The following is a 12,483-nucleotide window of genomic DNA, read 5'->3' on the forward strand; positions in this document are numbered from 1 at the left end:
AAATAGAGAACATGATGCAAGAGCCATCGCAGGAGGTCAAGGACCAACGTGCGGCCGCAGCCCGCCATAGAGTCGTTGCGCGCGCAAATCGAGAAGATCGAGGGTCGAACCCCGCGCGCGAAATCGGTGCTTCCATTCGGAATCGCCGAGGTGGACTCACGACTTCCCGGCGGAGGGCTGGCACTCGGCGCTCTGCACGAGGTGGCGGGCGGCGGATTCGGCGCCGTTGACGGCGCGGCCGCAGCCCTCTTCGCCGGCGGCGTCGCAGCGCGGACGAAAGGCAAGGTCCTGTGGTGCATCACGCGCCCAGACCTTTTCGCGCCCGCACTTGCCCAGGCAGGTTTGCCGCCCGACAGGGTGATCTACGTCGAGGCGGGTGACGACAAGTCGCTTCTCGCCTGCATGGAGGAGGGTCTTCGTCATGGCGGACTGGGCGCCGTCGTTGGCGAGGTCGCGCGTCTCTCGATGACTGCGTCACGGCGACTCCAACTCGCGGCTGAAGGAGCCGGTACGATCGGTATCGCGCTCCGGCGCTGGCGGCGCCAGACCGAGGCAGCCGATTTCGGGCAACCGACCGCAGCCATGACGCGCTGGAGAATTTCGGTGTTGCCCTCGTCGCCGCTTCCGGTTCCCGGTGTGGGCCGTCATCGATGGCTCGTCGAATTGATCCGCGCCCGCGCGGGCGAGAGTGCAGATTTCGAGTTGGAGGCTTGCGATGACACGGGTTGTCTCGCTCTTCCTGCCGAGCTGGTCGACCGACCGGCTGCGGCGGAAGGGCGGCGACGCGGCGCCTCCGCTTGAGGCCCCGCTCATCCTGATCGGCCGGGAAGGAAGCCGGCGCGTGGTGGTGTCGGCGGATGCCGCCGCGCAGGCGGCTGGCCTTCGGCCTGGCATGCCGGTCGCGAAGGCGCAGGTCCTCGTACGGGACCTGCTCATCCAGGATGCCGATCCGGTCGCAGATTTCGAGGCGCTCGAGCGCCTCGCCTTATGGGTGCTGCAACGTTTTGCCCCCATCGTCGCGGTGGATGGCGACGACGGCATCGTGATCGACACCACGGGCGCCGACCATCTCCATGGCGGTGAGGAGGCGATGCTCGATGCGCTGATCGGGCGCCTTGCCATGTCCGGCATCTCCGCGCGCGCCGCCGTCGCCGACAGCTGGGGCGCTGCGCACGCCTTCGCCCGCTATGTCGCACAGCCGGCTTTCGTCGCAGCGCCCGGACATTGTCCGGCGACTATCTCTCCCTTGCCGTTGGAAGCGCTACGTTTGCCGGCCGCCATGACCCACGATCTGCGTGTGCTCGGCTTCGAGTGGATCGGGGACCTCCTATTGCAGCCGCGTGCGCCGCTGACGCTTCGTTTCGGTCCCGAGCTCGGGCGGCGGCTCGATCAGGCGATCGGCGCGGCGGCGGAGCCGATCGATCCGGTTCGGCCGGCCGATCTCATCGAGGTCCGGCGCAGTTTTGCCGAACCGATCGGCGCCGCCGAGACCATCGCGCGTTACATCGGCAAGCTCGTCGTCGCGCTGTGCGAACGCCTTGAGGAAATGGACCTCGGTGCGCGACGGCTAGATCTTCATCTGCGGCGCGTCGACAACCAGCGCCAGGCAATCCGCGTCGGCATGGCTGTGCCCGTTCGCGACGCGAAGCGCCTCACCCGCCTCTTGTGCGACAGGATCGAGACGATCGATCCCGGCTTCGGCATTGAAGTCCTGACCCTCGTCGCAAGCATCGCCGAACCATTGGTCCGCAAGCAGACCGTCAGCGCGCTCATCGAAGAGGCCATCCCCGATGTGTCCGACCTGATCGACACGCTGGCCAACCGCGTCGGTGAGCGCGCCGTCTACCGCGCGGCGCCGCTATCGAGCGACGTGCCCGAGCGGGCCGTCGCTCAAATTCCTGCGATGGCGCCCGATACCGGCGCCACCTGGCCGGGCCATTGGCCGCGACCGGCCCGCCTGCTGCCGCGCCCCGAGCCGATTGAGACTGTCGCGCTCTTGCCCGACCATCCGCCGGTCACTTTTACCTGGCGCGGTATCCGCCGCCGTGTGCGACGGGCCGACGGGCCCGAGCGCGTGTTCGGCGAATGGTGGAAGCGTGATGCCGAACTCGTCGCGGTGCGCGACTATTTCCGGCTCGAGGACGAGGCCGGCGAGCGATATTGGGTGTATCGCGCCGGCGACGGCGAAGACGCTGCGACCGGATCGCATCGCTGGTTCATGCACGGGGTGTTCGGATGAGCACCCATCGCTATGTCGAGTTGCAAACGACATCGCACTTCAGCTTCCTGCGCGGAGCCTCCTCGGCCGACGAGCTCTTCGCCCAGGCGGCGGTGCAGGGCATCGAGGCGCTCGCGATCGTCGACCGCAACAGCCTCGCCGGCATCGTGCGCGCACACGAAGCTTCGAAGGCAACCGGCGTGCGCCTGATCGTCGGCTGCCGCCTCGATCTCTCCGACGGCATGTCGCTCCTGGTCTATCCGAGCGACCGGTCCGCTTATTCGCGGCTCTGCCGATTGCTCTCGCTAGGCAAGCGACGCGCCGGCAAGGGCAAGTGCAGCCTCGGATGGGCCGATGTCGTTGCTTACGGCGAGGGCCTCATCGCGGTGCTCGTGCCGGACACGGCCGATGATGATTGCCGATTGCACCTGCGCCAGCTGCACGACGCATTCGCCGATCGCGCCTATATGGCGCTCACGCTCCGGCGCCGGCCGAACGATCAACTGCGGCTTCACGCACTCTCGAACGCCGCTGCGGCCGCGAAGGTCCGAACCGTCGTGACCAATGACGTCCTCTTCCACGCGCCCGATCGCCGGATCCTGCAGGACGTCGTCACATGCATCCGGCACAACGTCACGATCGACGCGCTCGGCGATCGGCGCGAGCGTCATGCCGATCGCTTTCTCAAGCCGCCCGAAGAGATGCATCGCCTCTTCACGCGTTACTCCGACGCTTTGGCGCGCACGCTTGAAATCGCCGATCGCTGCCGTTTTTCGCTCGACGAACTCGCCTATCAATATCCGGAGGAGCGCGACGATCCTTCGCTCTCGCCGCAGGAGACGCTTGAAAAGCTCACCTGGGAGGGCGCGGCGACGCGCTATCCCGAAGGGCTGCCCGACGAGGTGCGCGCTGTCCTCCTGCACGAGCTGCGCCTCATCAACAAACTCGACTACGCGCCGTATTTCCTGACGGTCAACAGCATCGTCAGGTTCGCGCGCTCACGCGACATCCTGTGCCAGGGACGCGGCTCGGCCGCGAATTCCGCCGTCTGCTACGTTCTCGGCATCACCTCGATCGATCCCGGACGCAACGACCTGTTGTTCGAGCGCTTCGTCAGCGAAGAGCGCCGCGAGCCGCCCGACATCGACGTCGATTTTGAGCACGAAAGGCGAGAGATCGTCATGCAGTGGGTGTTCGAGACCTACGGCCGCGATCATGCCGCTCTGTGCTCGACCGTGATCCGTTATCGCACGAAAGGCGCATTGCGCGATGTCGGCAAGGCGCTCGGCCTGCCCGAAGATCTGATTTCGTCGCTCTCGGGCCAGGTCTGGGGCTGGTCCGAGGAAGGCGTTGAAAATCGCCATGTCGAGGAGCTCAATCTCAATCTGGCCGATCGACGGCTGCGATTGACGCTCGATCTCGCGCGCCAGCTCATGGGCGCGCCACGACATCTCTCACAGCACCCCGGCGGCTTTGTCTTGACCCACGATCGGCTCGACGATCTCGTGCCGATCGAACCGGCGAGCATGAAGGACCGGCAGGTCATCGAGTGGGACAAGGACGATATCGACGCGTTGCGATTTATGAAGGTCGACGTCCTCGCCTTGGGCATGCTCACCTGCATGAAGAAGGGTCTCGATCTGCTCGCGCAGCACAAGGGCGTCGAGCTCGACCTTGCGACGATTCCTGCCGAGGATCCTCGTACCTACGCCATGATCAGGAAGGCCGATACGCTCGGGACGTTTCAGATCGAAAGCCGCGCGCAGATGTCGATGCTCCCCCGTCTCAAGCCCAGGACCTATTACGACCTCGTCGTCCAGGTGGCGATCGTTCGGCCTGGCCCGATCCAGGGCGACATGGTCCATCCCTATCTTCGCCGCCGCGAAGGACGCGAGCCCGTCCATTACCCCAAGCCCGAGCTCGAGCAGGTGCTCGGAAAAACCTTGGGCGTGCCCCTGTTTCAAGAGCAAGCGATGCGGGTGGCGATCACCTGCGCGGGCTTCACGCCCGGCGAAGCCGATATGCTGCGCAAATCGATGGCCACGTTCAAGTTCACGGGCGGGGTCTCATCGTTCAAGACCAAATTGATAGACGGCATGGTCGCCAACGGATACGAGCGCGATTTCGCCGCGCAGACGTTTCGGCAATTGGAGGGGTTTGGCTCGTATGGATTCCCGGAAAGCCATGCCGCGTCGTTCGCCCTGATCGCCTACGCCAGCGCTTGGCTTAAATGCTGGCATCCGGATGTCTTCTGCGCTGCTTTGCTCAACAGCCAGCCCATGGGTTTTTATGCGCCGGCGCAAATCGTAAGAGACGCGATCGAGCACAGCATTGAGGTGCGCCCGGTCTGCGTCACGGCCTCGCGCTGGGATTGCACGCTGGAGCCAACCCGCGACGAAAGCCGCTTTGCGGTCAGGCTCGGCCTGCGGATGGTTCGCGGTCTCGCCAATGGCCACGCCGCCCGGATCCTTGCGGCCCGCGCCGATCAACCCTTCGCCTCGGTCGACGACCTCTGGCGCCGCTCCGACGTGCCGCAAGCCGCACTCGTTCTCCTGGCCGAGGCGGATGCGTTTCGGCCGGCCCTCGGTCTCGCCCGGCGCGAGGCGCTGTGGGCGATCAAGGCTCTCAGGGACGAACCTTTGCCGTTATTCGTGGCCGCCGCGGCGCGCGATCACGGACCGAGCGCCGAGCTCAACGAACCCGCGGTGGCGCTGCGATCGATGAAAACGGGCGGCGAAGTCGTCGAAGACTACCGGCATGTCGGCTTGTCATTGCGCAGTCACCCGGTCTCGTTTCTTCGCAGCGACCTGCATCGTCGGCGCATCGTCTCCTGCGCGGAGGCGATGGAATCGCGCGACGGCCGCCGGCTCGAAGCAGCCGGCATCGTCCTGGTCCGCCAGCGGCCCGGGTCAGCGAAGGGCGTGATGTTCATCACATTGGAGGACGAGACAGGCATTGCCAACCTCGTCGTCTGGCCGAAGGTCTTCGAAACCAATCGCCGCGCCATCATGGCGGCGAGCATGATCGCCGTGCACGGCCGCATCCAACGCGAGGGCGAGGTGGTTCATCTGGTCGCGCAGCGGATCGTCGACCTGTCGGGAGAGCTGGCCAGCGTCGGCGAGCGCGAGGCCAGCTTTCCGCTGCTTTACGGTCGCGGCGATCAGGTCCGCAAAGGCGGTTCGGCCCCCGATCCACGCGAGCAGCCGCCGAGGGCGGTGCGAACGCGCGACATCTATGTGCCAGACCTCCATATCGACACCATCAAGGTGAAAACGCGGAATTTCCACTAGCGGCGGCCGCGAAACTAAACCCGTTTCACAGTTGAAAGCATTCGAAGGCCGATCAACAATACCGCTGCAATTACCATAAGGATCGGAAATCAACTCGACGGACCGATCAAGCCCCAGGGAGATGCAAATGGCCGACGACAAATCGAAACGAGGCAATGCCGACCGTCGGCGCGTCGCCGGCGGCGAAGGCTACGAAGTCAGTTATTTCGCTAAAAAGCACGGCATCACGAAGGACCAAGCCGAGGGCCTGATCAAGCGGATCGGCAATGATCGCAACAAACTCAACGCAGCCGCCGAAAAGCTGAAGAAATAAACGCAGCGCGGCTAAGGCTGTTCATCCAGGACAGTTGCGCGATCAAAGGACAGGTCGTTCGATCATGGCGACGGCGCCCAAAACAAAAGCAAGATCGACCGCACGCGAGACGAAGTCTTCGTCGGCGCGAACATCCGCGGTGGCGCCGGCATTCCGTCCCGTTCAGCTCGCTACGCTGGTCGACGCGGTTCCGGCCGGCGACCGCTGGATTCACGAGATGAAATATGACGGCTATCGCACGCTCGTCGCCGTCGGTGGGGGCGAGGCGCGTGCCTATACCCGTTCGGGCCTCGACTGGTCCGGCCGCTTTCCCTCGATTCTCGCCGATGCGCGTCAACTCAAGGTCCAATCCGCCCTGATCGACGGCGAGGCGGTCGTGCTCGATCCCGAGGGGCGCTCGAACTTCCAGAAGCTGCAGGGCGCGCTGAAGGGCGCTCCGGCGAGCATCGACTATTTCGCGTTCGATCTGCTCGAACTCAATGGGGATGATCTGACCAGCCTTCCCCTTCTCGAGCGAAAAACCAAGCTCAAGGGAATTCTTCCCGCGAAGGGCACCCACATTCGCTACTCGGATCATATCCAGGGAAACGGCGAGAAGCTGCTCAAGAGCTTTTGTGCGGCCGGGCTCGAGGGTGTCGTCTCTAAGCTCGCCAACTCGCGATATGTCGGCGCACGCGCCGGCAGCTGGGTGAAAACCAAATGCATCAAGCGGCAAGAATTCGTAATCGCCGGCTGGACGCCGTCCGACAAGAGCCGCGCCTTCCGGTCGCTCATTCTCGCCGTCCATGACGGCGGCACGCTGCGCTACGCCGGAAAGGTCGGCACCGGCTTCGATGCGGCCGAACTCGCGCGCCTGATGAAGATCATGGCGCCACTCGAACAGAAGGCAGCGACGGTCGAGGCACCACGCGCCGAGGTCCGCGGCGCGCATTGGCTGCGGCCGAGGCTCGTGGCCGAGATCGCCTATACCGAGATGACCAACGAGGGAACGCTTCGTCACCCCAGCTATCTCGGGCTGCGCGAGGACAAGAAGCCCGAGGCCGTCGTGCTCGAGACTGAGCATCACGCCGCTGAACGGCCGGCGCCGGCGACAAGCACGGTCGTCATCACAAGCCGCGACCGCGTCATTTATCCGGAAGCCAATATCACCAAAGGCCAGCTCGCCGACCACTATGCGGCGGTCGCCGAGATCATGCTGCCCTGGATCGGCAGCCGGCCGATCAGCCTTGTCCGCTGCCCACAGGGCCGCGCAAAGCAATGTTTCTTCCAGAAGCACGATGCCGGAAGCTTCGGCGAGGCGGTTCACCACATCGGGATTGTCGAGAAGGATGGCCACGAAGAGCCCTATCTCTATATCGACGATGCCGATGGGCTCATGACCTGCGTGCAGATGGGAACGATCGAATTCCATGGCTGGGGCGCGCGTATCGAAGATGTCGAGAAGGCGGATCGGCTGATCTTCGATCTCGACCCCGATGAAGGGCTCGATTTCGAGGCGGTTCGCGAGGCTGCCTTCCAATTCCGCGACATCTTGAAATCGATGGGCCTCGAGACTTTTCCAATGGTGACCGGCGGCAAGGGCGTGCATGTCATCGCGCCGCTCACGCCGAAAGCCGAGTGGCCGCAGGTCAAGGACTTCGCCTATCGCCTCGCGCAGGCGGTCGCGCAGAACGATCCGAAGCATTTCACTGCGGCGCTTGCAAAGGCCCGGCGCAAGGGCCGCATCTTCGTCGACTATCTGCGCAACCAGCGCGGCGCGACAGCGGTCATGCCCTATAGCGCCCGCACGCGCGCCGGCGCCTCGGTTGCCGCGCCGATAAGCTGGGGCGAGATGAAGACCATCGACTCGCCGGCGCATTTTCACATCGGCGATGCACCGGAGCTGGTGCGCCGCACGAGCTCCAAAACCCTGGCAAGCTGGGGCCGTGCCGAACAAGTTTTGCCCGATATCTAATCCATGAAAATCGCGACCTACAACGTCAATGGCATCAATGGCCGCCTCCCCGTTCTCCTGCGATGGCTCGCAGAATCGCAACCCGATATCGTCTGCCTCCAAGAGCTGAAGGCGCCGCAGGAGAAATTTCCGGACAAACCGATCCGCGATCTCGGCTACGACGCGATCTGGCAGGGGCAGAAGAGCTGGAATGGCGTCGCCATTCTCAGCCGCGTCGGACAGATCCACGAAACCCGCCGCGGTCTTCCCGGCGATCCGGACGATAGCCACAGCCGCTATATCGAGGCTGCCGTCAACGGCATCCTGATCGGCGGACTCTATTTGCCGAATGGCAATCCAAAGCCCGGTCCGAAATTCGACTACAAACTTCGCTGGTTCGACCGGTTGATCGCGCATGCCGGCGAACTTCTCGCCACCGGCCAGCCGGTGATGCTCGCAGGCGACTTCAACGTGATGCCGACCGATCTCGACGTCTACAAGCCCGAGCGCTGGCTCGACGACGCTCTCTTCGCTCCCGAAGCGCGCGCAGCCTATTTCCGGCTACTCGAACAAGGTTGGACCGACGCGCTCCGTACGCTCCATCCCGACGAGGCCATCTACACCTTCTGGGACTATTTTCGAAATGCGTTTGCACGGAATGCCGGGCTGCGCATCGATCATCTGCTGCTTAGCCCGCCGCTTGCCGAACGCCTCGTCGACGCTCAGGTCGACGTTGTAGTGCGCGGATGGGAAAAGAGCAGCGATCACGCCCCCGTCTGGATCGAGCTTGCGGATGCGACCACATCCGCGAGGCGCGCAGCGCCCCGTCGGCGCGTGACGCCCGTCCGCGCTTGAGGCGCCGTCAACCAACCTGTGCGACAGACAACGTCCCGGCAGGCAGCGGCTTGATCAGCGACTTCGCCGAGATCGCGGGATTGAGCCAGTCAGCCCACGCGGAGCGCTCAAGAATGACGATCTGCCGATCGTGGTAGGGCTTGATATCAGGCCCCGGCTCCATCGTCAGCATCGTGTAGGCCTCGCCGACATCCTTGGCGTCACGCCAGATTCCAGCGATGCAGAAGATCGGCTCGTCGCGCTTCGTGAACAGCCATTTGTCCTTCTTCTTCTTTCCCTTTTCCGCCGGATCAGTGAACTCGTAGAACCCATCCGCAACGATGAGACAGCGGTTGCTGGTGAACTCGCGACCATCCGAGCGAAAATTATAGACCGGTCTCTTGTTCTGGCCGGGCCAGCTCCACCGGCGCTGCACCAGGTCGGCTTCGTCGCTCGCGCCTTCGACCGGGCGGATGATCGGACCCATGTCGGTGATCTTGATATCTTCGCGAGCCTCGATGTTCGGCGAGCCTTCGCTGAAGCGGATTTTGATCTTGAGATCGGCGAAGTCCTCGACGATCGAGGCGACATCCACCATCAGCCGATAGTCATTGCACATCGCTCCCCCTTTCCTGGCTTGCACTGGAGTGGCGTTCCTATTATGTTCTAAAATGCCATGACCGTGAAGGCCTTCAATTCTGATGCACCACTCGACGAACGCCGCGTCATCGTTCGACGCTCCGGCGACGAGGTCGAGATGGTCGAACTGCCGTGGGGCCTGAAGCCGGGCGAGACCGGCGCACGCCCCTGCACCGTCGTACACGGCGAGGGACGAACCTTTCCCAATCATCGCTGCCTCGTCCCGGCAACCGAGTTTCGCCATCGTAGCAACGGTAAGGACTACAGCTTCAGGCTTGCGAATGGCGACTGGTTTTATTTTGCCGGAATTTGGCGGCCGGCGACGCGCGACTGGCCCGAGGCCTATGCGATCATCACCATCGAATCGAACGGCGATATCGCGCCCTATCAAGACCGCCAGATGGCGGTGCTACGTCGAAATGAGCGCATGGGCTGGCTCGATGCTATGCGACCCGAGACGGACATCTTGTGTCCCCTGCCGGCCGGAAGCTTTCGTGTCTCTCGTTTTCACCACGCCCGCGACCAATCCATGCTCGCGCTTTGACGACGTTGTGCCGTGGCAACGGAGTCGGACATCATCCCGCGCAAGATCATCCATGTGGACATGGATGCCTTTTATGCGTCGGTCGAACAGCGTGACGATCCACACTTGCGCGGACGACCCGTTGCCGTCGGCGGGTCGGAGGCGCGTGGCGTCGTCGCGGCAGCGAGCTACGAAGCGCGTGCTTTCGGTGTTCGCTCGGCGATGGCGTCGATCACGGCCAAGCGCCGTTGTCCCGACCTCATCTTCGTGCCACCAAGATTCGATGTGTACCGCGCGGTGTCGGCACAGATCCGCGAGATCTTCGCCGAACATACCGATCTGATCGAGCCGCTCTCACTCGACGAAGCCTATCTGGACGTGTCGGAGAACAAGCACGGCATTGAGATCGCGAGCGAGATCGCGACCATCATCCGCGCGCGCATCAAGGAGGTCACGGGCCTCAATGCCTCCGCCGGCATTTCATATTGCAAATTCCTTGCGAAGATGGCGAGCGACCTCAACAAGCCGAACGGCCAGGCCGTCATCACACCCAGCAAAGGCCCATCTTTCGTCGAGGCGCTCCCGGTGAAGAGATTCCACGGCGTTGGGCCTGCGACGGCGGAGAAGATGGAGCGGCTTGGCATTCTCACCGGCGCTGATCTCAAGGCGAAACCGCTCGCCTTCCTGCAGCAACACTTCGGAAAAGCGGGAGGCTGGTACTATCGAATTGCCCGTGGAATCGACAATCGGCCTGTCGAGCCCGATCGGCCGCGCAAGTCGATCGGCGCGGAAGACACTTTTGAGACCGACCTGTTCGACAGTGAGAGCGTGTATTCTGAAATCAGCGCTCTTGTCGCGAAGGTTTGGCGTCTCTGCGAAGCGAAGCAACTGCGGGCGCGCACGGTGACGCTGAAGGTGAAGTACGCCGACTTCCAGCGGATAACGCGAAGCCGTACCGTCTCGCAACCGTTTCAGACCGCGGCGCAAGTCGACGAGCTGTCGCGGGCGTTGCTCGATCCATTGTTTCCGGTCGAGAAGGGCATCCGGCTCGTCGGCGTCACGGTCTCCTCGCTCGAAGACGCGGTCGGAATCTTTGAGGGGCAACTCGCGCTGCTCTAAAGTGCGAAGGCGCGAAAGCGCCGGCTGAAACGCGTTGGCCGCGCGCGGCCCGGTTGGGATCGGCAGCCCGCCTGCTGGCCGGGGACGATTTGGATCGGTGATTGCTGCGGAGTATGGACGGCGGCCCATTGCGGGAAGCCGCGGCGTTCCCAGCAGCTTCCGGCGAGGGAAAAGGACGTAGCACACAGGTCGTCTCGCCCGCCGCGAACCAATCCCGCTCTTCAGCGATGGCGTCCTGGGCCCTCCTCCGGATCTTCCACGATCAACCCACAAGGGGTCGGCTAGCAAGCTGCCGCCGCTGCGGCTGCGCCTTCGCGGTGATCGCGACCGAAGGCGGTCCATCGAGGAGCCATCGAGCGGGAATTGGCCCGCTCCGGATGGAGCCTTCGAGATGTCGCACGATCTTTCCCTTGCCCAGAATCACGCGTTCCAGCTTGCCCGCACCCTCATGGTCCCGGTGACGCTCTTCAAATCCGGCGATGCCTATGGCGCCCTCCCCTCCGAGGAGCTCGAAGACGCCGACGATCTCGAACTGATCCACGAATTCGACCCCTACGAGCGCGGCCCGGCTCACTGAGCCGGTTGCGCTGGCGCCGAGCAACGCGGCGCCTCGACTATCGGCAGAGCCGATCCCGCAGCGCGCTGCAGAAGCAAGAAAGGATGGGCCAGCCATAACGTCGAGCCACGGCCATCTCTCTCTCATTGATGGCCGATCATACCGGCAGTCGGGCCGCGTCAAGGACGCGCGGTTGCCCCCAATTTTCCGCCGCCGCCCGTTGGGCGCCGTCAGAAACTCGGCACCCCCACGCGCCGGCTCTGCCGGTCGCCTCGCGATCCCTGACCCGTCCCTCCAACACCTGGTGCGTGCCTCCGTCATCGAGACGAAGGAGGTTCATATGGAAGACATTCGTGACATCTACGCCGAAATCGCAGAACTCCGCGCTGAGCTTGCGCACTGCATCCTGACGCGCAGGGAGCACCGCGAAACGCAGCTGCGTCTTGTTCAGGCGCTCACCGAAGCCGACCATCGGCAGCGCGAGGCGGAGGTGGCTTAGGCCCCTTTTTGTGTCGGCGCTGCCACCGAGTGTCGCCGCATCCGGAAGGAAGCGCTTACGTCCCTCGGGTGAAGGCCCCGCCTCTCGGCGGACCCGTCGTCGATTAAGTGTAGAGGTGGCGGGTCAGAGCGACACGCAGGAGCCAGCCTTCGCCATCCGGCCAGCATGTCAGGTGTTGTGGGTGTGGAGTCTGGATTGTCGAGTGGGACGGCCGAGAAATCGTGCGAACCGGACCTCGCGCGCCGGGCGGCCGCGGTGCCACGATATTCGCGCGAAGGCGGGTGGTCGCGGATCCCTTGCCGGAGACGGTTGCGGTCGGCGCGATCGACGCCGGCCTGAAGGGGCAAGTGCACCGTGATGTTGCCGTCGAATGCGATAACGGTGTCGATATGTGAGCCTGTCATCATTCCCGAGGTGTTTGCGAAAGCCACCTGACCTGAGACCCTAATCTCCTCCGGTCTATGGTAGAGTCCTGGGTTTCGTTTGTGGCCTCATGCGGCCTGTTTTTCCAGCGTGGATTTCATTGCGAACTCGACCGGCGCCATGTTGCCGAGTGCCG

At 63.8% G+C, this 12,483-nt stretch carries 11 protein-coding genes; 10 read left to right on the forward strand and 1 reads right to left on the reverse strand.

Going from position 1 to position 12,483, the window contains the following annotated elements:
• Positions 1–48 precede the first annotated feature (48 nt).
• The 6 genes from STARVERO_RS22430 (at position 49) to xth (ending at position 8,609) form a co-directional block, all read left to right on the forward strand.
• Positions 49–801, forward strand: coding sequence for an ImuA family protein (locus tag STARVERO_RS22430; RefSeq protein ID WP_024921641.1), 753 nt, complete (start codon positions 49–51; stop codon positions 799–801).
• Entirely contained in the window at positions 716–2,239 is a 1,524-nt protein-coding gene (locus tag STARVERO_RS22435) for a Y-family DNA polymerase (protein WP_159602283.1), read from the forward strand. The genes STARVERO_RS22430 and STARVERO_RS22435 overlap by 86 nt, the downstream gene beginning before the upstream one ends.
• Entirely contained in the window at positions 2,236–5,508 is a 3,273-nt protein-coding gene (locus STARVERO_RS22440) for an error-prone DNA polymerase (protein ID WP_159602285.1), read from the forward strand. The genes STARVERO_RS22435 and STARVERO_RS22440 overlap by 4 nt, the downstream gene beginning before the upstream one ends.
• A gap of 127 nt (positions 5,509–5,635) precedes the next feature.
• On the forward strand, positions 5,636–5,821 hold the full coding sequence (locus STARVERO_RS22445) for a DUF3606 domain-containing protein (RefSeq protein WP_006023679.1): 186 nt from the start codon (positions 5,636–5,638) through the stop codon (positions 5,819–5,821).
• Between the two features lie 64 nt (positions 5,822–5,885).
• On the forward strand, positions 5,886–7,775 hold the full coding sequence (gene ligD / locus STARVERO_RS22450; protein WP_159602287.1) for a DNA ligase D: 1,890 nt from the start codon (positions 5,886–5,888) through the stop codon (positions 7,773–7,775).
• Positions 7,776–7,778: 3 nt separating this feature from the next.
• The gene (gene xth / locus STARVERO_RS22455; RefSeq protein ID WP_159602289.1) at positions 7,779–8,609 is read left to right on the forward strand and encodes an exodeoxyribonuclease III; all 831 of its coding nucleotides are present in this window, start codon (positions 7,779–7,781) and stop codon (positions 8,607–8,609) included.
• A 7-nt stretch (positions 8,610–8,616) separates the two neighbouring features.
• On the opposite strand, the gene STARVERO_RS22460 is transcribed toward xth, so the two are convergent.
• Positions 8,617–9,207: an SOS response-associated peptidase family protein gene (locus STARVERO_RS22460; RefSeq protein ID WP_137902079.1), complete on the reverse strand. Its 591-nt coding sequence runs from the start codon at positions 9,205–9,207 to the stop codon at positions 8,617–8,619.
• Positions 9,208–9,264: 57 nt separating this feature from the next.
• Between STARVERO_RS22460 and STARVERO_RS22465 the strand changes: the two genes are divergently transcribed.
• From STARVERO_RS22465 to STARVERO_RS22480, 4 genes are all read left to right on the forward strand, one after another.
• The gene (locus tag STARVERO_RS22465; protein ID WP_137902080.1) at positions 9,265–9,771 is read left to right on the forward strand and encodes an SOS response-associated peptidase family protein; all 507 of its coding nucleotides are present in this window, start codon (positions 9,265–9,267) and stop codon (positions 9,769–9,771) included.
• 12 nt (positions 9,772–9,783) lie between these two features.
• Complete coding sequence (dinB, locus tag STARVERO_RS22470) at positions 9,784–10,869, forward strand: DNA polymerase IV (RefSeq protein WP_137902081.1); 1,086 nt, start codon at positions 9,784–9,786, stop codon at positions 10,867–10,869.
• A gap of 391 nt (positions 10,870–11,260) precedes the next feature.
• Positions 11,261–11,446 (forward strand): hypothetical protein, encoded by a 186-nt coding sequence (locus tag STARVERO_RS22475; RefSeq protein ID WP_137902082.1) that lies wholly within the window; start codon positions 11,261–11,263, stop codon positions 11,444–11,446.
• Positions 11,447–11,765: 319 nt separating this feature from the next.
• On the forward strand, positions 11,766–11,924 hold the full coding sequence (locus STARVERO_RS22480) for a hypothetical protein (protein WP_159602291.1): 159 nt from the start codon (positions 11,766–11,768) through the stop codon (positions 11,922–11,924).
• The last annotated feature ends 559 nt before the right edge of the window (positions 11,925–12,483 follow it).

It is taken from the genome of Starkeya nomas (assembly GCF_902703545.1).
Lineage (GTDB): Bacteria > Pseudomonadota > Alphaproteobacteria > Rhizobiales > Xanthobacteraceae > Ancylobacter > Ancylobacter moscoviensis.

What these genes read in the sequence shown, in the direction of transcription:
- STARVERO_RS22435 (WP_159602283.1), top strand. Translation starts at nt 716, where the DNA reads ATGACACGGGTTGTCTCGCTCTTCCTGCCGAGCTGGTCGACCGACCGG.
- STARVERO_RS22440 (WP_159602285.1), top strand. Translation starts at nt 2,236, where the DNA reads ATGAGCACCCATCGCTATGTCGAGTTGCAAACGACATCGCACTTCAGC.
- STARVERO_RS22445 (WP_006023679.1), top strand. Translation starts at nt 5,636, where the DNA reads ATGGCCGACGACAAATCGAAACGAGGCAATGCCGACCGTCGGCGCGTC.
- ligD (WP_159602287.1), top strand. Translation starts at nt 5,886, where the DNA reads ATGGCGACGGCGCCCAAAACAAAAGCAAGATCGACCGCACGCGAGACG.
- xth (WP_159602289.1), top strand. Translation starts at nt 7,779, where the DNA reads ATGAAAATCGCGACCTACAACGTCAATGGCATCAATGGCCGCCTCCCC.
- STARVERO_RS22460 (WP_137902079.1), bottom strand. Translation starts at nt 9,207, where the DNA reads ATGTGCAATGACTATCGGCTGATGGTGGATGTCGCCTCGATCGTCGAG.
- STARVERO_RS22465 (WP_137902080.1), top strand. Translation starts at nt 9,265, where the DNA reads ATGACCGTGAAGGCCTTCAATTCTGATGCACCACTCGACGAACGCCGC.
- STARVERO_RS22475 (WP_137902082.1), top strand. Translation starts at nt 11,261, where the DNA reads ATGTCGCACGATCTTTCCCTTGCCCAGAATCACGCGTTCCAGCTTGCC.
- STARVERO_RS22480 (WP_159602291.1), top strand. Translation starts at nt 11,766, where the DNA reads ATGGAAGACATTCGTGACATCTACGCCGAAATCGCAGAACTCCGCGCT.